The sequence below is a fragment of the Streptomyces sp. NBC_01508 genome (assembly GCF_045040315.1).
Lineage (GTDB): Bacteria > Actinomycetota > Actinomycetes > Streptomycetales > Streptomycetaceae > Streptomyces.
In genome coordinates, this window is record NZ_CP109419.1 from 3415886 (window position 1) to 3442139 (window position 26254).

General features: G+C 70.4%; 26 protein-coding genes, 2 pseudogenes and 1 riboswitch. Of the genes and pseudogenes, 12 read left to right on the forward strand and 16 right to left on the reverse strand.

Annotated elements, in window-relative coordinates; all coding sequences use genetic code 11:
* Window positions 1-80: 80 nt before the first annotated feature.
* Both OG700_RS15595 and OG700_RS15600 read right to left on the reverse strand, forming a co-directional pair.
* On the reverse strand, window positions 81-1019 hold the full coding sequence (locus OG700_RS15595) for an SUMF1/EgtB/PvdO family nonheme iron enzyme (protein WP_405613899.1): 939 nt from the start codon (window positions 1017-1019) through the stop codon (window positions 81-83).
* Window positions 1020-1032: 13 nt separating this feature from the next.
* On the reverse strand, window positions 1033-1818 hold the full coding sequence (locus OG700_RS15600; protein WP_405613901.1) for an aminotransferase class IV family protein: 786 nt from the start codon (window positions 1816-1818) through the stop codon (window positions 1033-1035).
* A gap of 513 nt (window positions 1819-2331) precedes the next feature.
* Here OG700_RS15600 and OG700_RS15605 point away from each other — a divergent pair.
* The 8 genes and pseudogenes from OG700_RS15605 to OG700_RS15640 all read left to right on the forward strand — a co-directional run.
* Window positions 2332-2700, forward strand: a complete 369-nt coding sequence (locus OG700_RS15605) for an ATP-binding protein (protein ID WP_405613903.1) — start codon at window positions 2332-2334, stop codon at window positions 2698-2700.
* On the forward strand, window positions 2700-2900 hold the full coding sequence (locus tag OG700_RS15610; RefSeq protein WP_405613905.1) for a hypothetical protein: 201 nt from the start codon (window positions 2700-2702) through the stop codon (window positions 2898-2900). Before OG700_RS15605 ends, OG700_RS15610 begins: the two co-directional genes overlap by 1 nt.
* Entirely contained in the window at window positions 2897-3043 is a 147-nt protein-coding gene (locus tag OG700_RS15615; protein ID WP_405613907.1) for a hypothetical protein, read from the forward strand. Before OG700_RS15610 ends, OG700_RS15615 begins: the two co-directional genes overlap by 4 nt.
* 40 nt (window positions 3044-3083) lie before the next feature.
* Window positions 3084-3557: a hypothetical protein gene (locus tag OG700_RS15620; protein ID WP_405613909.1), complete on the forward strand. Its 474-nt coding sequence runs from the start codon at window positions 3084-3086 to the stop codon at window positions 3555-3557.
* A 267-nt stretch (window positions 3558-3824) separates the two neighbouring features.
* Complete coding sequence (locus OG700_RS15625; protein WP_405613911.1) at window positions 3825-4265, forward strand: NUDIX domain-containing protein; 441 nt, start codon at window positions 3825-3827, stop codon at window positions 4263-4265.
* Window positions 4266-4504: 239 nt separating this feature from the next.
* Window positions 4505-5185 carry a class I SAM-dependent methyltransferase gene (locus tag OG700_RS15630; RefSeq protein WP_405613913.1) on the forward strand — a complete coding sequence of 227 codons (681 nt, stop codon included), beginning with the start codon at window positions 4505-4507 and terminating at the stop codon, window positions 5183-5185.
* A gap of 77 nt (window positions 5186-5262) precedes the next feature.
* Entirely contained in the window at window positions 5263-6063 is an 801-nt protein-coding gene (locus OG700_RS15635; RefSeq protein WP_405613915.1) for a GNAT family N-acetyltransferase, read from the forward strand.
* A 113-nt stretch (window positions 6064-6176) separates the two neighbouring features.
* A pseudogene (locus OG700_RS15640) lies at window positions 6177-6374 on the forward strand (12-oxophytodienoate reductase); the annotation flags it as partial.
* A 53-nt stretch (window positions 6375-6427) separates the two neighbouring features.
* Here the strand turns inward: OG700_RS15640 and OG700_RS15645 are convergent.
* The 3 genes from OG700_RS15645 to OG700_RS15655 all read right to left on the reverse strand — a co-directional run bounded on the left by OG700_RS15645 (window position 6428) and on the right by OG700_RS15655 (window position 9306).
* Window positions 6428-7063, reverse strand: coding sequence for a hypothetical protein (locus tag OG700_RS15645; protein ID WP_405613919.1), 636 nt, complete (start codon window positions 7061-7063; stop codon window positions 6428-6430).
* A gap of 135 nt (window positions 7064-7198) precedes the next feature.
* Window positions 7199-7822 (reverse strand): LysE family translocator, encoded by a 624-nt coding sequence (locus tag OG700_RS15650; RefSeq protein WP_405613921.1) that lies wholly within the window; start codon window positions 7820-7822, stop codon window positions 7199-7201.
* Complete coding sequence (locus OG700_RS15655) at window positions 7822-9306, reverse strand: DUF885 family protein (RefSeq protein ID WP_405613923.1); 1485 nt, start codon at window positions 9304-9306, stop codon at window positions 7822-7824. Before OG700_RS15655 ends, OG700_RS15650 begins: the two co-directional genes overlap by 1 nt.
* A 115-nt stretch (window positions 9307-9421) precedes the next feature.
* Between OG700_RS15655 and OG700_RS15660 the strand changes: the two genes are divergently transcribed.
* Window positions 9422-10858: a PLP-dependent aminotransferase family protein gene (locus tag OG700_RS15660; protein ID WP_405613925.1), complete on the forward strand. Its 1437-nt coding sequence runs from the start codon at window positions 9422-9424 to the stop codon at window positions 10856-10858.
* Window positions 10859-10888: 30 nt separating this feature from the next.
* Here OG700_RS15660 and OG700_RS15665 read toward each other — a convergent pair.
* From OG700_RS15665 to OG700_RS15695, 7 genes and pseudogenes are all read right to left on the reverse strand, one after another.
* Window positions 10889-11511, reverse strand: a pseudogene (locus OG700_RS15665) (glycosyltransferase family 2 protein).
* Window positions 11512-11756: 245 nt separating this feature from the next.
* Window positions 11757-12422, reverse strand: coding sequence for a potassium-transporting ATPase subunit C (locus OG700_RS15670; RefSeq protein ID WP_405613927.1), 666 nt, complete (start codon window positions 12420-12422; stop codon window positions 11757-11759).
* A 5-nt stretch (window positions 12423-12427) separates the two neighbouring features.
* Window positions 12428-14638: a potassium-transporting ATPase subunit KdpB gene (kdpB, locus tag OG700_RS15675; protein ID WP_405613929.1), complete on the reverse strand. Its 2211-nt coding sequence runs from the start codon at window positions 14636-14638 to the stop codon at window positions 12428-12430.
* Window positions 14635-16299, reverse strand: coding sequence for a potassium-transporting ATPase subunit KdpA (kdpA, locus tag OG700_RS15680; protein WP_405613932.1), 1665 nt, complete (start codon window positions 16297-16299; stop codon window positions 14635-14637). The genes kdpB and kdpA overlap by 4 nt, the downstream gene beginning before the upstream one ends.
* Window positions 16300-16305: 6 nt before the next feature.
* Window positions 16306-16395 carry a K(+)-transporting ATPase subunit F gene (gene kdpF / locus OG700_RS15685; protein WP_078075662.1) on the reverse strand — a complete coding sequence of 30 codons (90 nt, stop codon included), beginning with the start codon at window positions 16393-16395 and terminating at the stop codon, window positions 16306-16308.
* Window positions 16396-16696: 301 nt separating this feature from the next.
* Window positions 16697-17533 (reverse strand): CbtA family protein, encoded by an 837-nt coding sequence (locus OG700_RS15690; RefSeq protein WP_405613934.1) that lies wholly within the window; start codon window positions 17531-17533, stop codon window positions 16697-16699.
* 36 nt (window positions 17534-17569) lie between these two features.
* Entirely contained in the window at window positions 17570-17791 is a 222-nt protein-coding gene (locus OG700_RS15695; RefSeq protein WP_405621739.1) for a CbtB domain-containing protein, read from the reverse strand.
* A gap of 74 nt (window positions 17792-17865) precedes the next feature.
* A riboswitch (cobalamin riboswitch) is annotated at window positions 17866-17957 on the reverse strand.
* A gap of 112 nt (window positions 17958-18069) precedes the next feature.
* Between OG700_RS15695 and OG700_RS15700 the strand changes: the two genes are divergently transcribed.
* Window positions 18070-18675 (forward strand): histidine phosphatase family protein, encoded by a 606-nt coding sequence (locus OG700_RS15700; protein WP_405613936.1) that lies wholly within the window; start codon window positions 18070-18072, stop codon window positions 18673-18675.
* A 143-nt stretch (window positions 18676-18818) separates the two neighbouring features.
* Here the strand turns inward: OG700_RS15700 and OG700_RS15705 are convergent, their stop codons facing one another.
* From OG700_RS15705 to OG700_RS15720, 4 genes are all read right to left on the reverse strand, one after another.
* Entirely contained in the window at window positions 18819-19832 is a 1014-nt protein-coding gene (locus tag OG700_RS15705; RefSeq protein WP_405613938.1) for a hemolysin family protein, read from the reverse strand.
* Window positions 19829-21283: a hemolysin family protein gene (locus OG700_RS15710; protein WP_405613940.1), complete on the reverse strand. Its 1455-nt coding sequence runs from the start codon at window positions 21281-21283 to the stop codon at window positions 19829-19831. The genes OG700_RS15705 and OG700_RS15710 overlap by 4 nt, the downstream gene beginning before the upstream one ends.
* Before the next feature lie 314 nt (window positions 21284-21597).
* The gene (locus tag OG700_RS15715; protein WP_405613942.1) at window positions 21598-21996 is read right to left on the reverse strand and encodes a DUF1992 domain-containing protein; all 399 of its coding nucleotides are present in this window, start codon (window positions 21994-21996) and stop codon (window positions 21598-21600) included.
* Window positions 21997-22091: 95 nt separating this feature from the next.
* Entirely contained in the window at window positions 22092-23183 is a 1092-nt protein-coding gene (locus OG700_RS15720) for a PucR family transcriptional regulator (RefSeq protein ID WP_405613944.1), read from the reverse strand.
* A gap of 274 nt (window positions 23184-23457) precedes the next feature.
* Between OG700_RS15720 and OG700_RS15725 the strand changes: the two genes are divergently transcribed.
* Both OG700_RS15725 and OG700_RS15730 read left to right on the forward strand, forming a co-directional pair.
* Complete coding sequence (locus OG700_RS15725) at window positions 23458-24111, forward strand: hypothetical protein (RefSeq protein WP_405613946.1); 654 nt, start codon at window positions 23458-23460, stop codon at window positions 24109-24111.
* 100 nt (window positions 24112-24211) lie between these two features.
* Window positions 24212-26251 (forward strand): flotillin family protein, encoded by a 2040-nt coding sequence (locus OG700_RS15730; RefSeq protein WP_405613948.1) that lies wholly within the window; start codon window positions 24212-24214, stop codon window positions 26249-26251.
* Window positions 26252-26254 lie beyond the last annotated feature (3 nt).

Consider the following 26254-nt stretch of genomic DNA (forward strand, 5'->3'; position numbering starts at 1 on the left):
CGCCAGCAATGCCCACAGCGAGTGGGCGTAGAGGTCGACGTAGCCGGGTGCTCGGTGGAGTCCTTCCACGAGACTGCGCATCAGAGCGACCGGTTCCCACTCGGAGGGGCCGCTGTGGCACAGCGGAAGCCTGTGTCGTCGTCCTGCATGGTGCTTGACGCGTCGTTGAACGAGGAGGGTGCGGCGAGGGCGAATGGGCTGGTGAAGGCGCTGCCTTTGAGTTCGTAGCGTCCGGGCCGGGTTTCGGTGGCGCACCATTCCCAGACGTTGCCGCAGAGGTCGAAGACGCCAAGGGGGCTTACGCCGCTGCGGTACCGGCTGACGGGGGTGGTGTGTCCTATGCCGGATTCACGGACGTTGCATTTGGCGGCGGTCGCCGAGTCGCCCCACGGGTACGGGTTGCCCCGTGGGCCTCTGGCCGCCTTCTCCCACTGTCGGCTGCTGGGAAGTGACTTACCGGCCCAGGCGGCGTAGGCGGTTGCCTCGCGCCAGGTCACCCACACCACGGGGTGGTCGAAGACGCTGTCCGGGCACCGGCCGTCGCTGCCCCAATGCCGGGGCGGGGCCTGGCCGGTGGCACGGAGGTACCGGGCGTAGTCGGCGTTCGTCGTGGGGAAGACGTCGATCCAGAAGGCCGGTAGCCACACTGTCTCCCCGCCGGTTCCGGCGAGGTACATGCCTTCTTCGACCAGCGCCATCAGCTTGCCGTCCACGGGGTGGCGCTGATGGCGGTGTGCGTCGGCCGCGAGCAGTGTCTCCGTGCGCGCGTCGTCGCCCGATGCGGCCTGCTCGGTGATCAGCGTGGCAAACCGTTCCTGGACCTCGGTGCCGGCGACGGACAGCAGGGTGTCCAGTGCTGCTTGGGTGCCCTGGCGCGGTACGACGTCGAGGCCGCTCTTCTCCCATTTGGAGACCATGCGGTCGCTCACGCCGATGCGGGCGGCGAACGCCCGGACCGTCATGCGATAGGCCAGCCTCAGTGTCTTCGTCTCGCGTCCGGTCCAGCGGACTACCCCCATGGCGAGCCGCTCCTCAGACCGGGTCGCCCGGCAGACTCAGATACGTGTCACGCATCGAGGCGAGCACCGGGTGCTCGGTGGGCAACGCGATGCCGTCGATGGCTGAGATAGCCCGGACGCCGATACTCGTGTTGGTGGCGAAGGCCGCCTCCATCCCGCGCACCGCACCGAGCGCCACCGGCGCGGTGGTGTGGGTGTGGTGCTGGTGCTGCTGGAGCAACGCCATGGTGACGCCCGGCAGTACGTCCCCCTTGGGCCACACGACAGAGCCGGTCGCGTCGATGAATCCGACGTTCCAGGTGCCTCCCTCGGACACGAGGTCGTCGGGGCCGAAGAACAGCGCGTCGTCGAAGCCGGACAACTGGGCGGCTCGTCGGGCGTGCAGTGCTCCGAACAGGCCGAGATGCTTCACACCGGGCAGATCGCGCACGTACGGAACGGACTTCGCCCGCAGCGGCGGCAGGGGCATGGGACCGCTCGGGCGGGTGGTCACCAAGACATGCGGGGTCGCCGGCGACGAGGGGCGCCCCATGTCCAGAGCCGGGTCGAACACCGATACCCGGACCACGAACGCCCCGTCCTGTCCGCTCACGGCACGACGCACGTACTCCCGTACGCGATCGATGTCGAGACGGGCGTCGAACACCGTCAGGCAGTCCCGCGCAAGCCGTTCCATGTGCAGGGCCAGACCACGTACGCGCTGGTTGTCGACGCGCATCGAGGTGAAGTGCCCGTAGTTGACCAGCGCCAGGGCCTTCAGGGACTCGGGGTCTGCGGGTCGCCCGTTCAGTTCCATCACACGGATCAGTGTGGCAGCGCATGCCCTGCCGCACAGTCCCTCAGCCTGATAACGGGCACCGAAGTTCAGCAAGAGTTCCACAGCGCTGGTCAGCACGCCCGGCAAGGTCCCTGCCAGGAGCGGTCACCTGAGTCCGACCGGAAAGGCACTGAGCCAACTCCCACCCCGACCAGTGAAGTTCGGCAGAAGTTCCTTCCTTGAGCTGCCACCTCCGCCGTTGTCTTGTCACGACGCGACTACCGAACGTGGCTGTCAGGCTTTCGGTCCGAGCGTCACACGAAACGCCTTGCCCTGGACTCGCAAGCTTCCGAGTACCGGAGCAGAACGGTGAAGTCCTCCGGCTTGCCCAGGAGGACGTACCACGACCTCGGAGGGAATCCCGTGCTCCTGACGCCACTCGCACACCGTGCTCCTGCCTTGCCCTTCCGGCGGTTATCGGCTCGTCCCGAGGTGATCCCGGCGGTTGGAGAGACGGCGACTTGGAGACGGCCGATGAGGACTGCGCACGCTGCGATGTCGTTCGATGCCGATCCGGGGCATGTGGAGCGTGCGCGTCGGGTGACGGCGGCTGTGCTGGGGAAGGCGGGCGTCAGGGATCGGGACGTGGTCGGGACGGTGCAGTTGTTGGTCAGCGAGATCGTGACGAACGCGGTCGTTCACGGCACCGCCAACTCAGTTTCCCTCCGGATCACTTGTGACACCGCCGGTGAGGTGCTGATCGAGGTCGATGATCACTCCGCCGGCGCTCCGGAGTTGCGGGAGGCGGGTCCGGAGGACGAGGGCGGGCGGGGCATGCGGCTCGTGACGTACTTCGCCCGCGACTGGGGACGCAAAGGGACCTGCACGTGGTGCACGGTGCGGGTCGGGCCGGTGAGTGGCTGATGGCCCAACCCGTACCCGCTCCCCGCGCCCCTTCCAGAACCGGCGAGCGGCGTGTGCCGGGGGCGTCGTGGGAGGGGAAGCCGCCCGCGTACGGCTTCGCCGTCGCCGAGCACGTCCCGAAGACGGACACCGAAATGCTGCGACTTCTGCTGGAGTCCCTGCGCCGTTGGCGGACGGCGGAGCCGGACGGCCTGTCTTGAGCCACCGGCCCGCCTCCCGTTCCTTCACCGCGCTCAAGGCCGTTCGCCGCGAACACCCCGTCCTGATCCACGTCCTCTACACCTACCTCAGCGTCACGGGACTCGTTCTCGCGCTGACCGCCGCCATCGCGGTACGGGGCTGAACGCCATCGGACAACGCTTCACGCACTCCCCGGAGATTCCATGAGCACCCCGACCGATGATGCGCACCCCCACTACACAACACCGCTCCACCAGACCGCCGACGCCCTGCGTACCGCGCTGCGCGAGCGCGGTCTCGACGTCCCCGGTCTCACGGTGGAGCAGGGCAGGATCGCCCTGGGCGACATCACCGTCACCACGGCCGACCGCCTCGCACGCCTCCTCGGCGCACCCGTGCGGAGAGTGGAGCGGCACCTGGAGGAATGGCCCGAGGCACGGCAGGTCATGCGCCGACTCGGCGCCGCCTTCGCGGCAGCCACCGGCGGCGGTTTCCTCGACCTGTACTTCCACCACGACTGCGTCCGCTGCGACAGCGACGCCGCTCTCACACTGAGCCCGATCAGCCTGCCGGAAGCACAACATCTCCTCTCCTCCCTTCGGCCAAACGCGAGAGGCTACGGCGCACCAACCGCACGCACCATGAGGAGCATTCATGCCCGGCGTTCTGACGACTGACCACCCCGCCTGGATCGAGACGACGGCCGGTGCCCGCGCCCGAGCCGTCCGTACGGCCTCCGGTGTCTGGGTTCTGTCGTGGGATCAGGAAGGCCCGCACATGACGTGTGTGCAGGGCACCGAGGACGCGAAGCCGATGTTCGTCACCACAGACCCTTCCTGTCTGCCCCGCAGCGTCCCGGAGGTCGCGACCTCAATCGCCGACGCGATCTCCCATCCGCCGGTAACGTCAGCCGCCCCAACACCACCAATCACCCCCCAGGAACCATGAATCCGCACCCCGCGCAGCCCGTCATCGACACGCACGTCCTCCTGCGCGACGGAGACAAGCTCCTCTTCTCGCAGCGCGGAGGCCCCTACGGCTACGGCCGCTGGCACCTGCCCTCCGGCAAACTCGACCAGGGCGAACCGCTCGGCGCCGGCGCCGCCCGCGAACTGCTGGAGGAGACCGGCGTCCGGGTCGACCCGGCCCACCTGCGGCTGGTGCACGTCGTGCACCACAGGCAGAGCGAGACCGTGGAACGGATCGGATTCTTCTTCGAGGCCACCGACTGGACCGGGGACCCCGTCAACAAGGAACCCGCGAAATGCCTCGCACTCCAGTGGTTCGGCGTCCACGAACTGCCCGAAGACATCATCGAGTACCCCAAGGAAGGACTCCTCGGCTACCTGGAGGGCTCGGGAACACTGGCAGAGCACGGCTGGTAACACCCCGGAGAGACTCACTGCACGAATGCCAGGGCTTCTCGCACCGGCTGCACGAGGCGGGGCATCAGCCGTACCGCTTTCTGCGGTCGTGAGCGGGGGCGGATCAAGGACGGGCCGTGCCGGAGCCCGCGGTTCTTGACCTTGCCCGAAGGGGAAGCCCGAAACTCTGTCCGTGGCGATCAAGTCGGCGAGCCGAGGGCGTACTTGGCTCCGGCCGGTCCCGGACGAGAGGAACCCGCATGGATGACGACGCCCTGCTGGCCGAGCAGTTGGCCTACTACCGGGCCGGTGCGGCCGAGTACGACCGGCCGTACACGCAGCGGGCGGAGCTACGGGAGTTGCTGACCGTCATCGATGAACTTCCCATCTCCGGCGATGTGTTGGAGCTGGCCTGCGGCACGGGCCAGTGGACCCCGCTGCTCGCCGCGCGGGCGGATTCGGTGACGGCCGTCGACGCGGCGGCCGAGGTGCTGGCCCTCGCGCGTACGCGTACCGCCGCCTCGCCCGGCGTTCGGTTCGTTCAGGCCGACGTCTTCGCGTGGCGGCCGGCGCGGCGCTACGACACCGTGTTCTTCGCCTTCTGGCTCTCCCATGTGCCACCGGCCCGGTTGCCCGACTTCTGGGACGCCGTCGCCGCCGCGCTCGCGCCGGGCGGCCGGGCGGTCTTCGTCGACGACGGCCCTGCGGTGGCGGCGGAGGAGGAAGTCCTCGCGGATCAGCCCGCCCCGGCGGCGCTGCGCCGACTCGGCGACGGCAGCCGGTACCGCGTCGTGAAGGTGTTCCACGACGCCCGGACGCTTGACGACGACCTCACCGCGCGGGGGTGGTCGGTCCGCGTCCGGTCCGTGGCCGGGCAGTTCGTCGGCGTCGCGGAACCGCCCGCCGCGTCCGGTTCCGGCCGTGGGGACCGGCGGCGTTGATGACACCACGAAACCCGGCGGGGATCGTTGTCCTCTCGGACAGTTCCTTTGCACGCTCGCCCAAGTGAGGGGTTCCCATGGCGGATCTCGTGGACTCGATCGAATCGATGCGGCAACTCACCGTCGTCTGGCGGGCCATGGCGCTCGACCGGGACCCGGACGCGGATGTACGAGACCTTCCGGGCCTCGCCGTCCGCTGGGCCGACTCCCGGTTTCCGTTCTGGAACTGCGTCACGCCGACCGAGGTCGGCGCGGACGCGGGGGTGCTGGAGGAGCGTCTGGCGCAGGCGGCGGAGGTCATGCGGGCGAAGGAACGGCCGGGATTCCTGTGGATCTTCGAGGACCTTCTTGAGGACGAGGCACGCTCGGCGCTGCCGGTGGCGGCCGAGCGGGTGGGCCTCGCGTACGCCTTCCCCGGGGTCGGCATGGCCGGAGACCTGCTCCCCCTCCCCGAGCCGGCCCACCCCGACCTGACGTTCGTGCGCGTGCGTACCGACGAGCACCTGCGCGCCTACGCGGACCTCAACTCGCTCGCCTACGGCTTCCCCCTGGCGGACGGCCGGGCCGGGCTGCTCGGCTCCACGCTGTGGAAGGAGCACGTGTACGCCTACCTGGGCATGCGCGACGGCGTTCCCGTGACGTGCGCCGGGACGGTGGAAGCGGAGGGCAACCTGTTCGTCGTACTCGTCGCCACGCACCCGGCGTGGGAGCGCAGGGGCTACGGCGAGGCGGTCACCCGCAAGGCGCTGTACGAGGGCGGCCGGGCCACCGGACTGACCCGCGCCACCTTGCACGCGACGGCTGCCGGGGCACCGGTGTACCCGCGTATCGGCTTCAGGCCGAACTCGCCGGTGCACTTCTACGGCCTGAAGGACTGAGCCGCCTCCCCCGGAGACCCGCACCACATCGGGCAGCCCAAGCGGGGGAATGTCGAGGCAGCTCGGATGCTGCCGATCGACGGATACCCGACCGCCGATGAACAGGACCTGTTGTGACAGACGCGCCCACCCCCCGCACCGCGGACACCCTCGCCCGCCCGTTGGCGGTCCGCGGACTCACCTCGCGCAGCCGGATCGCCATGGCCCCCATGACCCGGAACTTCTCCCCGGACGGCGTCCCCGGCAGGGACGTCGCCGACTACTACACGCGCTGCGCTGACCCTTCTGTGGGGAGGCCCCGCCGCGAGGGGGGATGGTCGCGGTGGGGCCGGTCGGCGGGGCGGTTCCGCGTCGCCCGGCCCCGTCAGAAGTTGCCGTTGGCCATCAGTTCGCCGTCCTTGTCGTACACCGTGACCAGCCCGTTCTTCGACGTCTTCCAGTCCGCGAACGCGGAGGCGAGCAGCTTCGCGTCGCCCTGGTTCGGGCCCATCAGGCCACCCGCGTAGTCGGTGTAGATGTCGGCAGCGTCGAGGATGTCGGTCTGGGTGTCGGCGCCCTGGACCTTGGTGACGTGCTTGACGGCGGCCTTCTCCGGGCCCGTGCCGCTCTTCCCGACGAACGCCTTGAACTCGTCGGCCTGGGAGAGATCCTTCTTCGGCTTGTCGGCCGGCTTCTCCTTGTCGGCCGCGTCCGCGTCGGCCGGTTTGGCGTCGGCCTGCTTCTCCGGTGCCGTCTTCGCCGTGTCGGATGCGGTGTCGTCGCCGCCGCCGCTCGCGATGCCGCCGATGATCATCACCGCGACGAGCGCGCCGATGACAGTCATCACCTTGTGCCGGGCGAACCACGACCGCTGCTTCGGCGGCTCGGGGTGCTGATACGGCGGGACCGGCTGGTACGGGGCCTGCGGGGCCTGCGGGGCCTGCGGCGGCCCGTACTGCCCGCCCTGCGGCTGTTGCCCGTACGGCTGGTTCGGCGGCTCGTGCGGGTACTGGTGGCTCATGAGATGTCCCCTCAAGTAGTGCATAGAGCGTTCTTGGTGGGGGGTCGATGAATCTATCGGTACATGTGAGCCATGCGCGGGGTTTCGGCCGAAGTGCTCAACAACCGCTGCCCAGAAACTCGTTGACCTCACGGGTCAGGACACAGGCAGCGCGGCCACCGCGCCGAGGACGAGGTAGACGCCGCCGATCGCATAGTGCTGTCGGTCGAGAACGCGCGGGCGGCGCCGTAGCCACGCGCTCACCGCGCCGCCCGCGAGTGCGTAGATCACGTCCAGGGCCAGGGCGATCGCGAAGAACACCGAGCCGAGCACCAGCATGTGCGTGCGCGCGGCCGGCCCCGGAGCGGCGAACTGCGGCAGGAACGCCAGAAAGAACAGGGCGACCTTCGGGTTGAGCAGATTGACCAGCGCCCCGTCCCGGAACGTCCGCCACAGCGCCGCCGGTTGGGCCTGCCCCTCCAGGTCCGGGGCGGCGGAGCCCCGTAGCGCCTTGATCCCCAGATACGCGAGGTAGCCGACGCCCGCGTACTTCAGCACCAGGAAGGCCGCCTCGGAGCGGGCGATCAGTTCCGCGACGCCCAGCGCGGCGGCGGCGACATGCGCCAGCGTCGCCGTCTCCACGCCGGCCGCCGAGACGAGCCCCGCCCGGCGGCCGTGCGCCACGCTTCGCGTCAGGATGTAGACCAGGTTGGGTCCCGGCGCGAGTATCAGCGCGAGGGAGACACCGGCGAACGCGAGCAGTTGGGCCGCGGTCGGCATCAGCCGCGCTCCACTGCCGTGTCGAGCAGACCGAGCGGCGGCGCGCCGAGTGCGAGCAGCGCCGAGTGGAAGCGGGCCGGTGAATAGCCCGCGCCCCAGCGGGACTTGGCCCGCTCACGTACCTGGAGGATGGCGGTCTTTCCCCAGGTGTAGTGCCCGTACTGGGGGTCCCACAGCCCGCGCCGCGCCTCCGCCAGGGCCGCCGGGCCTTCGAGGAAGGCGTCCTCGGTGAAGCGGTGTTCCGCGTCCTCGACCGTCATCGCACCGGTGTGCAGTCCGATCGCGCAGGACAGCCTGACGGCCCGTTGCAGACCGGAGAGTGCGATCCCGACGGCGGTACGGGGATCGTGCGAGCGAAAGCCCTCCTCCAGGGCGAGGTGTTCCGCGTACACCGCCCAACCCTCCGTGAACGCCTCCGACATGAGGGTGCGGCGCACATCGCCGCGTGCCCGGCGCAGCGCCCGGCCGTGCGAGTGGTGACCGGGCGCGACCTCGTGCACGACGAACGCGGCGAGGAAGGAGCGGTTGAATACCGAGAGCCACTGCTCCTGTTCGCGCGGGGGCCAGGTGGGATCGGGCGGGGTGATGTGGAAGAGGCTGGCGGCGTCCGGCTCCCCCGGTGCCGCGGGCCGCAGGCCGGCCATCACATGGCGGCGGGAGGCGGGGGCCGGGAGCACCAGGCACTCGCCGTCGCCGTACGGGACGAGTCCCCGCGCCGCCGCCCACGCCACCGCCTCGGCGGCCAGTACCCGCGCCTCCTCGACGACGCGGTCGGCGGGCGGCCGGTCGGCCTGTGCCTTGCGTACGGTCTCCCGTACCGAGTCGCCCGGCGCGCCCGCCGCGCGGAGTATGCCGAGCAGGAGTTCGCGCTCCGCCTCGGCGCGGTCGGCGAGTTCGGACAGGTCCACTTCGCAGGCTTCGGCGGACGACATCAGCAGCCGCAGCGCCTCACCGCCGATGGCCGCCGACGGATCGCCGTGCTCCGCGGCGTGCTCCAGGTGCGCCACGAACCGGGCGTGCGCGGCCCGGGCCCGCTCGTCCCCGGCGGCGCTGTCCGCCAGCGCGCGGGCGGCGGGCAGCGTGGCCCGCGCCACCGGCGCCGGGACCCGGTCCAGGGACGTGACCGCCGCGTCCACGGCCTCCGGCCACCGGCGCAGATGCGCCGCTCGGGCCGAACGGCGCTCGTCGGCGGGGGCGTAGGCGCGGTCGTAGCAGGCCGTGTCGAGGTTGGCGACATGGAGGAACGGGTTGCCGCGGTGCTGCTCCAGTTGCCCGAAGTACACCGCCGCGGCCGATTCGGCGGAGCGGGCGTGCGCCTCGTCGTGCGGATCGGGGTAGGGCTCGCCGCCCAGGGCGGACAGCGCGCGGTGGACGCCGTCGGGTGACAGGTCCTGGACCTGTCCGTCGTACAAGTCGTGCAGTCCGGCCAGTTCTCGGGTCCGCGCCACCGACAGATCGGTGATCGCGCGCAGTCTGCTGTCCATCCGGGTGTTCTCCCTTGTCGAGGCGGCTGTTCTCAGCCGCGTACCGCGTGATCCGGTGCCGAAGCACTAGCTTTGCGACACCCGGGCGAGAACAACCGGGCCATTGGAGGGGAAAGTGGACCGTTCCTGGCAGCCGGCCGAGCTGACGGAGATCCTCGGCAGCTGGATGACCGGCCCCGGCCCCCTGTACGGCAGACTCGCCGCCGCCCTCCACGACCGCATCCGCTCCGGCGACCTGGCCCCCGGCGAGCGGCTGCCGTCCGAGCGCGCCCTCGCGGCGGCCCTCGCGGTCAGCCGGGCCACCGTGGTCTCCGCCTACGACGAGCTGAGGGGTACGGGAGCCGTGGACAGCCGCCGGGGCAGCGGAACCCGGATCTCCGTCAGGACCGGGCCGGTGCGGGGCGCCGACGGGCGGGTGCCCGGCGGCGGCGCGACCGCGCTGGTGCAGCGGCTGGTCGACGGTCCCGGCGACATGATCTCGCTGGCGGTGACCTCGACCGGGGCCGCTCCCCAAGTCCGCTCGGCGCTGGCGGAGTTGACGGCCATGGACGGACTCGACGCGCTGCTCGCCGATTCCGGGTACCACCCGCGCGGGCTGCCCGTGCTGCGGGTGGCCGTCGCCGGCCACTGCACCGCACAGGGGCTGCCCACCACGCCCGACCAGATTCTGATCACCACCGGCGCCACGCAGGCGCTGGCGCTCACCGCGCAGTTGTACGTACGCAGGTTCTCACCCGTCGTCGTCGAGACCCCGAGCTGGCCCGGTTGCCTCGACGCGTTCCTGGCCGCCGGCGCCCGACCGCACCGGGTGCCGCTCGACGAGGACGGCATCCGCCTCGACGGGCTCACCCAGGCGCTCCCCGGGGCCGCGCTGCTGCATGTCACCCCGACCTACCACAATCCGACCGGCATCCTGATGTCCACCGCCCGCCGCCGGCGAATCGCCGAACTCGCCGCCCGGCACCGGGTCCCGGTGGTCGAGGACCTGGCGTACGACACCCGGCTCACCGACGCGCCGGACCCCCCACCGGTCGCGGCCTTCGCCCCGCCCGGCGCGGACACGCTCACCATCGGATCCCTCACCAAGGCGGTCTGGGGCGGCCTGCGCATCGGCTGGCTGCGAAGTCAAAACGGCACGGTGGAACGGCTCGCCCGGCTCAAGGCGCTCGCGGACATGGGCACCCCGATCCTCGACCAGGCGCTCGCCGCCCGGCTGCTGCCCCGCCTCGACGACATCAAGAACTCCCGCGCCCCCGCCCTGCGATCCGGCCTCACCCGCCTCGAATCCCGGCTCACCGACCGCCTCCCCGGCTGGACCTGGCACCGCCCCGCCGGCGGCGCGGCACTGTGGACCCGGCTGCCGGGCGGCACCGACGCGGAGATCTTCGCCCAGGTCGCGCTCCGGCACGGCGTCGAGGTGGTCCCGGGCTCCGCGACCGACCCGGGCGGCGCCCACGACGACCACATCCGCGTCCCGTTCGCCCTGGCTGCCGACCGCATCGACGAGTTGGTACGCCGACTCGCCGCGGCCTGGGGCGAGTTGACGGGGTAGTGCGGGTGCGGCCCGCGAATGGACGGCCGTTCAGAGGATGGGCGGGCGACCCAGCCGGGTCATCCGCCACACCGTGCGCCACTTCATCGGCCCACGCGGACCGCACGGCGTCCGCACCCCCTCGACGAAGCCACCCCACCACGCGTTCAGCCCCGCCAGAGACCGCGTCCGCGCGACGGTGCGGAGGATCCACACCCCGAGATGCACCGGGACCAGCGGGACCGGCAGCCGACGCCGGGCCAGGTCGGACTCCTCGTGCCCGAAGAAGAACTCCGCCGGCCACAGGCCGATCTGCCGGAGCATGGGCATCGAGAACGCGTGACCGCCGCCGAGGAAGGCGGTCACCGGACGGTGCGGAACACGTCGTCGGCGATGAGCAGGCCGTCGTCGTCCAGCTCGATGACGATGTCGGCATCGCCGGAGTCGCGCAGCGGTTCCAGCCCGACGTCGCGACCGCCGGGGCAGCCCAGATTCTCTGCCAGCGGGACCTTGGTCGCGTCCGTCATGACCTCGGTGAGAGGTGTCGCGTTGCCCACCAGAACCACCCGTGCCGCGGGGACGTCCTGCCTCTCCACCGAAGCGAGCAGAGCCGCCAGCTCCCGAGGGCGATTGCCCATGGTCACGATGATGACTCCGATACGCGGCAACGGCATCGCGGCAGCTCCAGTGGTCGGCGGAGTGCCGATGCCAGTGCCCCTCCAGGCGGCTCAGCGCTCGCACGGCCTCGCGCTCGACGCGCGAAAGGTCATCGAGGAGCGCGCTCGTCCCGCACGTCCTCGTGGTGGACCCTCCCCCGGTGGGAGAGTCCGGGTCCAGGCGCCGGGCCGGACCCCACGGTGTGGTGCCCGCGCGACCGGCGGGCACCACCACGTGACACGTAACTCGCCCTGGCAGCGCCTCACTTGCCCTCAAGCGCCTTCAACGCGATGTTCAGCTCCAGCACATTCACCCGCGGCTCCCCCACGAATCCCAGGATCCGCCCGTCCGTGTGCTCGTCCACCAGCTTCTCGACCTTCTCGACGTCCAGGCCGTTGAGCTTCGCGATCCGGTGCACCTGGAGCTGGGCGTACTGCGGGGAGATCGCCGGGTCCAGGCCGGAGCCGGACGAGGTGACCGCGTCGGGCGGTACGTCCGACGGCTCGACCTTGTAGCCGTCCACCGAGTTGTCCTTGATGACGGCCGCCTTCGCGTCCTTCACCCACTGGATCAACTCCTCGTTGTCACCGGCCCTGTTGGTCGCGCCGGACAGGATCAGCTTGTACTGGGTGTTGACGCTGTTGCTGCCGAGGCCGTTGGACGGGCGCGGCTGGAACCACTTGAGGTCGGGCGCCGGGGTCTCCTCGCCCTTCTTGAGGGGCAAGTCGTAGCGCTGGCCGATGAGTTCGGAGCCGACGACCTTGCCGTTGGAGGTGATCTCGGAGCCGTTGGCCTGATGGTTGAAGAGCCCCTGTCCGATGCCCATGACGGCGAGCGGGTAGAGCACGCCGCAGACGAGGGTCAGTACGAGGAGGGCGCGCAGCCCGGCGCCGAGGAGCCGTGCGGTGCTGCCGAATGAGGTGTTCATGGACATCAACCGATTCCGGGAATGGAGGAGATGAGCAGGTCGATGATCTTGATGCCGACGAAGGGGGCGATCAGGCCGCCCACGCCGTAGATCCCGATGTTGCGCCGCAGCATCCGGTCCGCGCTCATCGGTCGGTAGCGCACGCCGCGCAGGGCCAGCGGCACCAGCGCGACGATGATCAGCGCGTTGAAGACGACCGCCGAGAGGATCGCGGACTCGGGTGAGGACAGGTTCATGATGTTGAGCTTGTCCAGCCCCGGATACACGACGGCGAACATCGCCGGGATGATCGCGAAGTACTTCGCGACGTCGTTGGCGATCGAGAACGTCGTCAACGCACCGCGCGTGATGAGCAGTTGCTTGCCGATCTCGACGATCTCGATGAGCTTGGTCGGGTTGGAGTCCAGGTCCACCATGTTCCCGGCCTCCTTCGCGGCCGAGGTGCCGGTGTTCATGGCCACGCCGACGTCCGCCTGGGCCAGCGCGGGCGCGTCGTTCGTACCGTCGCCGGTCATCGCGACGAGCTTGCCGCCCGCCTGTTCGCGCCTGATGAGCGCCATCTTGTCCTCGGGTGTGGCCTCGGCGAGGAAGTCGTCCACGCCCGCCTCGTCCGCGATGGCCCGTGCCGTCAGCGGGTTGTCGCCCGTGATCATGACGGTCCTGATGCCCATCCGGCGCAGCTCCTCGAACCGCTCCCGCATGCCCTCCTTGACGACGTCCTTGAGGTGGATGACGCCCAGGATCCGCGCCCCGCGCCCGTCCTCGACGGCGACGAGCAGCGGTGTGCCGCCGTCCTCGGAGATGCGGTCGGTGAGGGTGTGCGCGTCCGGCGCGACGTGGCCGCCGTGCTGCTCGACCCACGCGACGACCGAACCGGTCGCGCCTTTACGGATCTTGCGTACGGCTCCGGTCCCGGCCCCCGGCTCCCCCGCCGTGGCGTCCGTGACGCCGACGACGTCCACCAGGTCAACGAGATCCACGCCCGACATCCGGGTCTGCGCCGTGAACGGCACCCAGTCGGTCTGGCCCAACTCCCCCTGCCTGCGCTCCCGCAGGCCGTACTTCTCCTTCGCCAGGACCACGATGGAACGGCCCTCGGGCGTCTCGTCGGCCAGCGACGAGAGCTGTGCGGCGTCGGCGAGTTCGGCGGCGGTGACCCCCTTCACCGGGAGGAAGGCCGCCGCCTGCCGGTTGCCGAGCGTGATCGTGCCGGTCTTGTCGAGCAGCAGCGTCGAGACGTCCCCCGCCGCCTCGACGGCCCGCCCCGACATCGCCAGGACGTTGCGCTGCACGAGCCGGTCCATGCCGGCGATGCCGATGGCCGACAGCAGAGCGCCGATCGTGGTGGGGATGAGACAGACGAGCAGCGCGGTCAGCACGATCATCGACTGCTCGGCGCCCGCGTAGATCGCGAACGGCTGGAGGGTGACGACGGCCAGCAGGAAGACGATCGTGAGTGACGCGAGAAGGATGTTCAGCGCGATCTCGTTGGGCGTCTTCTGCCGGGCCGCGCCTTCGACCAGCGCGATCATCCGGTCGATGAACGTCTCGCCGGGCTTGGTTGTGATCTTGATGACGATACGGTCGGAGAGCACCTTCGTCCCCCCGGTGACCGCGCTGCGGTCACCGCCCGACTCGCGGATGACGGGGGCCGATTCACCGGTGATCGCCGACTCGTCGACGGAGGCGACTCCCTCCACCACATCGCCGTCACCGGGGATGATGTCGCCGGCCTCGCAGACCACCCGGTCCCCGACGCGCAGGTCGGTGCCGGGGACGCGCTCCTCGTTGGGGCCGACGATCCGCCGTGCGACGGAGTCGGTCTTGGCCTTGCGGAGGGTGTCGGCCTGCGCCTTGCCGCGGCCTTCGGCGACCGCCTCGGCGAGGTTGGCGAAGATCGTGGTCAGCCACAGCCAGGCGGCGATCGCCCAGCCGAACCAGTCCCCGGGCTTCGTGATCGCCAGCACGGTGGTGAACACCGAGCCGATCTCGACCACGAACATCACGGGCGACTTGACCATCACCCGCGGGTCGAGCTTGCGCAGGGCGTCGGGAAGCGACTTGACCAGCTGCCGGGGGTCGAAGAGGCCGCCGCCGACGCGCCCGTCGCCGCCGGGCCGGTGCGAGGTCGGGACGTCGGAGTGCGGCGCCCGCGAGGGACCCGAGCCGGAGCCGGAGCCGGGATCGGGCGTGGGGGTGGAGGTGGCAGTACTCATGACGCGAGTCCTTCGGCGAGCGGTCCCAGCGCGAGCGCCGGGAAGTAGGTCAGACCGGCGACGATCATGATCGTGCCGACGAGCAGCCCGCTGAAGAGCGGCTTGTCGGTACGCAGGGTGCCAGCGGTCATCGGCACCGGTTTCTGCTCGGCGAGCGAGCCGGCCAGCGCCAGGACGAACACCATGGGCAGGAAGCGGCCGAGCAGCATCGCGATACCGATGGTGGTGTTGAACCACTGGGTGTCGGCGTTGAGCCCGGCGAACGCCGAACCGTTGTTGTTGGCGCCCGACGTATAGGCGTACAGAATCTCGGAGAATCCGTGCGCGCCGCTGTTCGTCATCGAATTCGCCGGGGTGTCCATCGCCATCGCCACGCCGGTGAAACAGAGCACCAGGGCGGGGGTGATGAGGATGTAGCACGCGGCGAATTTGATCTGGCGGATGCCGATCTTCTTTCCGAGATATTCCGGTGTGCGGCCGACCATCAGGCCCGCGAGGAACACCGCGATGACGGCCATGATGAGAATTCCGTACAGCCCGGAGCCCACCCCGCCGGGGGCGATCTCACCCAACTGCATTCCCAGCATGGCGATTCCGCCGCCGAAGCCGGTGTACGAGGAGAGGAATGAATTGACCGCGCCGGTTGAGGTGAGTGTCGTCGCCACCGAGAAGAGGGACGAGGCACCGACTCCGAACCGTGTCTCCTTGCCCTCCAAAGCGCCGCCTGCGATGTCGAAGGCCGGTGCGTTGTGGGCGAATTCGGTCCACATCATGAGCGCGGTGAAGACGACCCAGATCGTCACCATCGTGGCGAGGATCGCGTAACCCTGCCGGACGCTGCCGACCATCCGCCCGAAAGTGCGCGTCAGCGAGAGGGGAATGAGCAGGATCAGGAAGATCTCAAGGAGGTTCGAGAGTCCGTTGGGGTTCTCGAAGGGGTGCGCGGCGTTGGCGTTGAAGTAGCCGCCGCCGTTGGTGCCCAGCTCCTTGATGGCCTCCTGCGAGGCCACGGCGCCGCCGTTCCACTGCTGGCTGCCGCCCATGAACTGGCCGACGGAGTGAATGCCCGCGAAGTTCTGGATCGCCCCGCAGGCGACCAGCAGTACAGCTCCGACCAGCGCGATCGGCAGCAGGATACGGATGGTGCCGCGCACCATGTCGGCCCAGAAGTTGCCGAGTTCACCGGTACGGGAGCGGGCGAAGCCCCGTACGAGCGCGATGGCGACGGCCATGCCCACGGCGGCCGACAGGAAGTTCTGCACCGCGAGGCCGCCGGTCTGTACGACGTGGCCCATGGCCTGTTCGCCGTAGTAGGACTGCCAGTTGGTGTTGGTGACGAACGAGGCGGCGGTGTTGAAAGCCTGGTCCGGATCGATCGACGAGAAGCCGAGCGAACCGGGCAGCGCGCCTTGGACGCGTTGCAGCAGATAGAGGAAGAGGACACTCACCAACGAGAATCCGAGGACTCCGCGCAGATAGGCGGGCCAGCGCATCTCGGTGGCGGGATTGGCGCCGATGGCACGGTAGATCCATTTCTCGACCCGCAAATGCTTCGGGGAGGAGTAGACACCGGCCATGTAGTCGCCGAGCGGTCGGTATGCCAGGGCCAGCGCCACCATGAGCGCGAGCAGCTGGAGCACACCGGCGAGGACGGGGCTCATCAGGGCTCAGAACCTCTCCGGGTACAGCAGGGCGAGGACGAGATAGCCCAGCAGGGCGACGGCGACGACGAGACCGACGATGTTCTCCGCGGTCATAGCTTCGCCACCCCCTTGGCAACGAAAGTCACCAGCGCGAACAGCGCGATCGTGGTGACGACGAAGGCCACATCGGCCATCGTGAGCTCCTGAATGAGGTCGGAATTTCGTGGACCTCTAGAGGAAAGCCTCTTTTTTCGGGGGCACGAGTCACGTTGACGGGTCCCATACGGCCCGAGGGGCGCGTTTTACGGATCTCATACACGGATGGCCCATACATGCCTTGTGCCCGGCAGGGATTCCTGCCGGGCACAAGGGGCCGGCACAAGGGGCGGACGGCTTCCAGGCCGACTGTCCGGCGTCAGCCGGTACGTGCCGCGGACGCGCCCGTTACGGCCTCCGGGGTGTCCGGGGTGTCCGGGGTGTCCGGGCTGTTGGCGGGCCGCAGTACGCGCTCCGCCAGCGCGCCGAAGATCAGCCCGAAGGCCGTCCACAGCAGCGCCTGGACAGCCAGCGAGGCCAGCCTGAACTCCCAGAGCAGCGCGGCCGGGAAGGTCTCCTTCACCGCGTCGGTGTTGGCGGGCAGCAGCAGACAGGCCACGGCCATGACCACCACATAGCCGCCGCCGGCGGCGACGGTCGCGTTCCAGGTGCCCAGCGCCGGCGCGAGCCGCCGCCCGGCGATGACGGCGACGACAGCGACCAGCACGCTGAACGCGATCATCAGGAAGAACAGCGTCGTGCGCTTCCCGATGGTGTCGGGATTACCCACGGCGGGCGGGGTCGCCGGGTATTTGAGGAAGGGCACCAGATAGACGGTGGTGAAGGCGGCGCCCGCGACCAGCGCGGCCGTCGCCCGGGGCCGGAGCCGGCCGACCCGGCCCAGACAGAAGGCGCAGGCCAGCGAGGCGATGCCGCCCAGGGCCACGCCGTACACGAGGACGCCGGTGGCGAGACCGAGGGTCGACTGGACGGGCCGGGTGACCAGCTCCTCCTCCGCTTCGCCGGCGTGCTCGTGCGCCGGCGCGGACTGCGACTCCTCCAGGGCGATGGAGGAGTCGATGGACGGCTCCCCCACCACGTAGGCGAGCGCGAAGGCGAGCAGTCCGGCGACGACGCCCGCGATCATGCCGCGGACGAGAAGACTTCGGACGGTGGATGTACGCGTGATGGACGTACGCGTGGTGGACGTATGCATGACAACGAATCTCCGGGGGTGACCTCCGTCCGTGGATCAGTGGCAGGGGAAGCCGAGCAGATGACGGCCGTCGTGCACCCACTCGTGCACACCCGCCCCGGAGAACACCGACGTCGCGCCCTGCTCGGCACCGACGAAGTACAGCAACACCAGCATCAGCGTGCCCACGAAGACCGCCCAGGGCAGAACCGCCCGCAGGGGCAGGGGAGTCAGGGGGGATGTCACTGATCCGATGGGCGACGAAACGGCCGGGGGCACGATGGACTCAGCCACGGCACAACCTCCTTGGGAACTCGCGTCCCGTTCGGTGGAGCTCGCACGACGACCATCGGGTCTGACTCACCGGGCCGCCCCGACACGCGTACGCGGCGGTGGCTGCTCGGCATACAGTGGCGCGACCGTGCCGGAATCTCACCGGACTTCCGTCTCGCCGTCGTGATATCGACGCGAACGTACCGCGATCGGGCAGGTGGGCCAAGAGGGCGACTCGTCACGCGCGGGCGGCGCCCCGCCAACGCACGACCCTGGAGAGCCCCATGACCACACGCGTCACGCTGATATCACCGGCGCTCAGCACCGCGCTCCGCGAGGCGCGCTTCGCGGACGGCCCCCTGGACTCGACCGGGCTGCGCCAGGCCGAGGCCGTACGGGGCACCTTCGCCGTGGCCGAGCAACGCGCGGGCGCCGACCAGGTGTTCGCGTCCCCCTCGGTGCGCTGCCACCAGACCGCCGAAGCACTCGGCCTGGCCGCGGAGCCCCTGCCCGAGCTGCGCACCTGCGCGATGGGCCGCTGGCGCGGGAAGTCGCTCGACGAGGTCAGCGCCTCGGATCCGCAGGCGGTCGCCGCGTGGCTGGCGGACCCGACGGTGACACCGCACGGCGGCGAGTCGCTGAAGGCGCTGCACATCCGCCTGGGCCACTGGCTCGACGCGCTGGGCGCCGACGCGCGCCCCCACTCGGCGCGCATACTCGCGGTGGCGGAGCCCGATGTCGTACGCGCGCTGACGGTGCACGCGATCGGGGCGCCGACGCAGGTGTTCTGGCGTATCGACGTACAGCCGCTGACGGTCACGGAGTTGAGCGGGCGGAACGGCCGATGGAATCTGCGCACCGGCCGCCCCCTACTCGGCGCCTCCCGCTAGGGCGAATCAAGCCCCTTTCCGGGGGCGTCCTCAATCGCCGGACAGGCTGCTGTGTTCTGTCCTCAATCGCCGGACGAGCTGCTGTGTTCTGTCCTCAATCGCCGGACGGGCTACTGTGTTCTGTCCTCAATCGCCGGACGGGCTTACTTTGCCGGCCCCACCAGCTCCCCCAGCACGTCCTCCATCGTCACGAACCCGAGCACCGTGCCCGCCTCCCCCGTCACCGCCGCCAGGTGGCTGTCCGCCGCCCGCAGGGCGGTGAGCGTGTCGTCCAGCGGGGTGTCGATCCGGACCCGGGTGACCGCGTGCAGCGCGGCGCGCGGGAACGGCTTGGTCCGGTCGGCCACGCCGAGGGTGTCCTTGATGTGCAGGTAGCCCAGGACGGCGCCGGCCGGCCCGGTGACCGGGATCCGCGAGAAGCCGGCCGACGACGCGATCCGCTCCAGTTGTTCGGCGGTCACCCGGTGGTCGACGGTGACCATCCGGCGCAGTGGTACGAGGAGTTCGCCGACCGGGCGGGTGCCCAGCTCCAGCGCGTCCCGCAGCCGTTCGCCGTCGGCCGGTGAGAGCAGTCCCGCCTGGCTGGAGACGGCGACCATACGGGCGAGTTCGTCGTCGTTGAACACGGCGGCGACCTCGTTCTTGGGCTCCACCTTGATCAGCCGGAGCAGGACGTTGGCGAACGCGTTGATGCCGAAGATCAGCGGGCGCAGCGCGCGGGTCAGGGCGACCAGCGGCGGGCCGAGCACGAGCGCCGTCTTGGTGGGCGCGGCGAGCGCGATGTTCTTCGGGACCATCTCGCCGAACAGCATGTGCAGATACGTCGCCACGGTGAGCGCGATCACGAACGCGATCGGGTGCACCAGGGCCTCGGGGACCCGCGCCGCCTCGAAGCCGGGCTCCAGCAGGTGCGCGATGGCCGGTTCGGCCACGGCACCGAGGACCAGCGAGGAGACGGTGATGCCGAGTTGGGCGGTGGCCATCATGGCCGACAGGTGCTCCAGCCCGTAGAGCACGGTGTGCGCCCGCTTGTCGCCCTTGCGGGCGTGCGGCTCGATCTGGCTGCGGCGGACGGCGATGAGGGCGAATTCGGCGCCGACGAAGAAGGCGTTGGTCAGCAGCGTCAGGGCGCCGATGGCGAGTTGCAGAGCGGTCATCGGGCTTCTCCGGCGTACTGGCGCGAGGGGTCTTCGGTGTCGGGTGAGCCGTCGCGGTCGGCGGACGCCCCGGAGTGGGGCACCCGCCCGGACGCCGCGTACGGCCGCGCGTGCGGCTCCGCGCCGTCGGACGACTCGGCCGCCACGACCCGCGCCGGCTCGGTGATGCGCACGCGGTCCGCGCGGTGGTGCTCGATGTCCAGGACGTCCAGCCGCCACCCGTCCAGCTCGACGGTGTCGTCCTGGACGGGGATGCGCGCGAGGCGGGCCGCGAGGAGGCCGGCGACGGTCTCGTACGGCCCCTCCGGGGCGACGAGACCGATCCGCGCGAGCTCGTCGATCCGTACGCTGCCGTCCGCCTCCCAGGTCGCGAGCCCGTCCTCGGTCGGCGGCGCGGGCAGCAGGTCGGGGGTCTCGACGGGGTCGTGTTCGTCGCGTACCTCGCCGACGACCTCCTCGACGATGTCCTCCATGGTGGCCACGCCGGCCGTGCCGCCGTACTCGTCGATGACCACGGCCATCGTGCGCGCGGCGCGCAGCCGGTCCAGCAGCCGGTCGGCGGTCAGGGTGTCGGGCACCAGCAGCGGCTCGCTGGCGAGCTCGGTGACGGACACGCGGGCGCGCCGCTCCGGTTCGAGGGCGAGGACGTCACGGATGTGGACCGTGCCGATCACCTCGTCCAGGCTGTCGCGGTAGACGGGGAAGCGGGAGAGGCCGGTGGCGTATGTCAGGTTGGCCGCGTCGGCGGCGGTGGCACCGGCTTCCAGCGCCTGGACGTCGACGCGGGGCGTCATCACGTTCTCCGCGGTCAGCTCGCCGAGTCGCAGCGTCCGGACGAACAGCTCGGCCGAGTCCTGCTCCAGCGCGCCCTCGGCGGCGGAGTGCCGGGCGAGGGAGATCAGCTCGTCCGGCGTACGGGCGGAGGCCAGCTCGTCGGTCGGCTCCAGGCCCATGCGGCGAACGAAACGATTCGCCGTGCTGTTGAGGTGCCGGATGAGCGGGCCGAACGCGGCGGTGAAGCCACGCTGCGGGCCCGCGACGACCTTGGCCACGGCCAGCGGCCGCGAGATCGCCCAGTTCTTGGGGACCAGCTCGCCGATGACCATCAGCACGATCGTGGAGATCACGACACCGAGGACGGTGGCCACCACGGAGGCGGCCGAGCCGAGGCCGACGGCCTCCAGCGGGCCGCGCAGCAGCACGGCCATGGACGGCTCGGCGAGCATGCCGATGACCAGGGAGGTGACGGTGATGCCCAGCTGGGCGCCGGACAGCTGGAACGTGAGCCGTCGGACGGCCTTCAGGGCGCCTTCGGCACCCCGCTCACCGGCCGCCGCGGCGCGCTCCAGGCTGTCGCGCTCGACGGTGGTCAGGGAGAACTCGGCGGCGACGAAGACGGCGCAGGCGAGGGTCAGTCCGAGGGCGATCAGGAGGAGGAAGATCTCGGTCACCGTGCCACCCCCGCTCCGCCGGTCAGGTAAAGCGGAGGGGAAATGGCACGGCTGGTACTAGGAGGCTCCATCGTGGAACTGCTGCTTCCTTCTTGGGCGGTCGGGGCGTCCCGCCGTGATCGGCCGGGGGGACGGAACATCATGGTAAAGGAATGGCAAACAGAATGGCAGTGCCGCTTTCGAGCCCGTCCGGCGCTTGAGGACGAACAGCGCTTGAGGACGAGCAGCGCTTGAGGACGAGCAACGCTTGAGGACGAGCAACGTCTCAGGGCGAGCAACGCCCGAGGACAAACAGCGTCTGAGGACGGACAGCGCTACGACTGGCGCTCGCGCCACTCCGCCGCGATCTGCTCGACGTCGTACGGCTTCTTGTTCAGCGGCGGCCCGGCCGGCGGCCTGGCGATCGCGCCACGGATCTTCTCGTTGATGTCGGCGATGATCCGCCGCGCCTGCGCCTCCGACGCTGCCTCATGGGCGGCGGCGACCGCGTCCTCGACCTCCTTACGGAGTCTGAGCGTCGGCGGCAGGCAGGACATTCCCTCCCGCTCCATCTTTCCCTTGATCCACCACAGCTCGTCGTACGGGGCGTCCACCGACGCCAGCGGCTTTCCGGCCCCCGGCAGATTGTCGAAGGCGCCGCGTTCCGCCGCTTCGCGGACCTGTCGGTCGACCCACGACTCGAAGTCGATGCCGGGTGGCTTGCGTTCGGTCATCGCGCTTCCTCCATCGTGCGTCCTCCTGTTCGACAGTGGCTCAAGGCATCAAGGCACTCTCCATAGTGCCTGGGCGCCGCGGCTGCCGGGAACGGTCACAGTTCGTTCGCCGGCCAGTCCATCAGCCGCGCGCCGATCACCGCGGTCTGGAGCGTGTAGCGGTGGAACGGCTGCGCCGGGTCCGACCCGGTGAGCTTGTGTATGCGCTCCAGCCGGTACGTCAGCGCGCGCACGCTCAGATTCAGCCGCCGCGCCGCCTCCGCCGCCACACACCCCGCGTCGAAGTACGCCGACAGCGTGTCCAGCAGCGGTCCCGCGCCGCCGCGCGCCTCCGTAAGAGGGCCGAGCGTGTCGCGTACGAGATCGCCCATCGCCTCCCGGTCCCGGCTGAGCACCGGGTAGACCAGCAGGTCGGCCGCGCGCAGCACGGGCTCGTCCAGCCCCATGCGGCCGGCGAGGTCGTGCGCGTTGAGGGCTTCCTCGTACGACTGCACGACACCGCCCGCCCCCGGATGCGCGCGCCCGATGGCGACCCGCCCGCCGTCCGTCGCCGCGTGCGCCTGCTTCGCGAAGTAGGTGAGGACGTCGCCCTGGTCGGCGGGCGCGACGCAGATGAGCCGCCCGTCCTTGGTGGTCAGCAGGATGCTGCGGTCGCCGAAGCGGGAGACGAGGGCGAGTTCGACGCCCCGGGTGACGGGGTCGGTCTCCGCGTACGCGCTCTCCCCGACCGCCACGGCCACCGCGTGGGCGTGGGAGAGCTGGAGCCCGAACCGCCCGGCCCGCTCGGCGAGCCTGCCCAGGTCGCTGCGCCCGTGCAGCAGGTCGTCGATGAACTCGCGCCGGGACGCCTCCTCCCGGCGTACGGCGAGCCGCTGGGCCCGCTCGTACCCCTCGGCGAACGCGTCGACCGCCTGCTCGACGGCGGCCAGGACGCTGTCGGCGGACGCCGTGTCGGCCGAGGAGACGGGCCAGGCGGCGCGGGTGGCGGTCAGATGCCTGCTGACGAGGGCTCGCAGACCGTGTCCGGCCTCGGCGGCCTGTTCGCCCAGCGCACGGCGTGAGTCGAGTTCGTCGCGGGTGAGGCGGCGCCCGGTCGCCGCGACGTCCGACAGGATCCCGTCGTAGCCGGTCAGGTACTCGTGGAACCCCGCCTGGTCCGTGGTCCGGCCTGCTATGTGGTCCGCCATCCGAGCCCCCGGCTTCCTGATCCGTCCTGACGCGTTCTTAACGCGCGCACCGTCCACCCTGTCAGACGCCGATTCCGCGACGGCACCCGGCATGAAGGAAGCGTAAAGATTGCCGGAATCCGGCAATGCGGGTCAGGACCGTCGGCTGACAGGATCGGACCACGGAAAACGGGGGACGGATTCCGGTGCCGGAGTGCGCGCACTCGCACTCCGGCATCCGGAGCCGGTCCGGTCGGGCACGACGGCGGAGCGTCGGACGAGGGGGGGAACGGCAATGCGTGAATTCATCGACGCGGCACTCGGATTCCCCACTTTCCTGTTCACCGCCGCACTGATCGTGATCGTCGGATTCTGGCTGCTGGTGCTGGCCGGGGCCGCCGAGACCGACAGCTTCGACTCGGACGTCGACCTCGACGCCGCCGGGATCGGCGGAGTGCCGGTCGCCGTGGCCTTCTCGCTGCTGACGGCGCTCGCGTGGTTCGGCAGCCTCGCCGCGTCCGTGACTCTGCACCGCTTCGGCGCCTTCGGCGCGTTCGGTGGGTCCGGTCTCGTACGGGCCGCGCTGACCCTCGGCGTCATGGCCGGTGCGACGCTGCTCGCCTGGTGGGCGACCCGGCTGCTCGTACGGCCGCTGCACACGCTCTTCCCCGATGAACCCGGGCCGTCCCGGCTCGACTTCGTGGGACTGACCTGCACCATCCGCACGGGGCGGGTGGATGCCTGGTTCGGCCAGGCCGAGGTCACCGCGCGGGACGGCTCCACCGCCGTCGTACAGGTCAGGCAGCACCGCGCGGACACCGCGAAGGCCGACGCGCCGGTCCTGAGCAACGGCAGCACGGGGCTGCTGTACGCCTACGACGACGCCGGCGAGTTCTTCTGGGTCGCACCGTACGACGCGGCGCTCGACCCGCGCGTCCCGGCCGCCTGACCGCCGCTCCCGCCACCACCGCAGCTCCCGCCTGCCCCGGTCCCTCGTCGGCCGCAGGCAGCCCTCATACCTCCCTCATGCCTCCACGCAAGGACTTCTCATGGATGCCATCACCTTGGGCGCCGGCGTGCTCATCGCCGTCGTCCTGCTCATCGCAGTGACCCTGCTCCTGGTCGTCAGCCGGCTCTTCCGCAAGGTCGAGCAGGGCAAGGCCCTGATCGTCTCGAAGATGCGGAAGGTCGACGTCACCTTCACCGGGCAGGTCGTGCTGCCCGTGCTCCACAAGGCCGAGACGATGGACATCTCCGTCAAGGCCATCGACATCACCCGCACCGGCCGGGACGGACTGATCTGCCGGGACAACATCCGCGCCGACATCCGGATCTCGTTCTTCGTCCGGGTCAACAAGACCACCGAGGACGTCATCAAGGTCGCCCAGGCCATCGGCACCGCGCGGGCCAGCGACAAGGAGACACTGCAGGAACTGTTCAACGCCAAGTTCTCCGAGGCGCTGAAGACGGTCGGCAAGCAGCTCGACTTCACCGATCTCTACACCAAGCGCGACGAGTTCAGGGACCGGATCATCCAGGTCATCGGCACCGACCTCAACGGCTACAGCCTGGAGGACGCGGCGATCGACTACCTGGAGCAGACGCCGCTCGCGCAGCTCGACACCAACAACATCCTGGACGCCCAGGGCATCCGGAAGATCACCGAGCTGACGGCGATCGAGCATGTGCGCACCAACGAGTTCCGGCGCACCGAGGAGAAGGAGACCACCCGCCAGAACGTCGACGCCCGCGAGGCCATCCTGGAGCTGGAGCGCCGCCAGGCCGACGCCGAGATCAAGCAGCAGCGCGAGATCGACACCGTACGGGCCCGCGAGGAGGCCGAGACGGCTCGGGTGCGCGAGGAGGAGCGGCTGCGGGCGCAGAGTGCCTTCCTCAGTACGGAGGAGCAGCTCGGCATCCAGCGCGAGAACCAGGCGCGCGAGGTCGCCGTCGCCGAGAAGAACCGCGAGCGGGTCATCGCCATCGAAACCGAGCGCATCGAGAAGGACCGCCTCCTTGAGGTCATCGCCCGCGAACGGGAGACCGAACTGACCCGTATCTCGGCCGAGAAGGAGGTCGAGACGGAGCGCAGGGAGATCGCCGAGGTGATCCGCGAGCGGATCGCGGTGGACCGTACGGTCGCCGAGCAGGAGGAGTCCATCAAGCGGCTGCGCGCCGTGGAGTCCGCCGAGCGCGACCGCCAGTCGATCGTCATCGCGGCGGAGGCCGAGGCGCAGGAGCAGCTGGTCAAGGACATCAAGGCCGCCGAGGCCGCCGAGCAGGCTGCGGTCCACCGGGCCGCCGAGCAGATCACGCTCGCCGAGGCGCGGGTGAAGTCGGCGGACCTCGACGCGACGGCCAAGACGCGGCTGGCGGAGGGCATCCAGGCCGAGACGGCGGCCGTCGGCCTGGCGGCGGTGCAGGTACGCGAGAAGGAGGCCGACGCGGTCGAGAAGGCCGGGCGCGCGGAGGCCGGGGCGACGGAGGCGCGGCTGCGCGCCGAGGCGGTCGGGCTGACCGAGAAGGCGGCGGCGATGGCCGCGCTGGACGAGGCGGGGCGGGGCCACGAGGAGTACCGGCTGCGCCTGGAGGCCGACAAGGAGGTGCGGCTCGCGGGCTTGGAGACGCAGCGGCAGGTCGCCGAGGCGCAGGCCGCCGTCCTGGCGACGGGGCTGGAGAGCGCGGACATCAACATCGTCGGCGGGGACACCGTCTTCTTCGACCGGCTCGTGTCGTCGATCTCGCTCGGCAAGGGCCTGGACGGCTTCATGGAGCACTCGGACACCGCGCGGACGCTGGCGGGGCCGTGGCTGGACGGGTCGGCGAGCTTCACGGACGACCTGGCGAAGATGCTCGGGTCCGTGTCGACGGCCGGCGTGCGCGATCTGACGGTGTCGGCGCTGCTGACGAAGCTGATGGCGTCGGGCGCCGGTGCGGGTGCGGGGTCGCGGAGCGGACAGTTGGGTGAACTGCTCGACAAGGCGAAGCAGTTGGGGCTCGCGGACCTGCCGATCGCGGAGCTGAGCGGCAGGGGCTCGGCCGGTACGGACCCCGGCGCGAAGTTGAACGGCGCGCTCAACAAGGCCTGACGG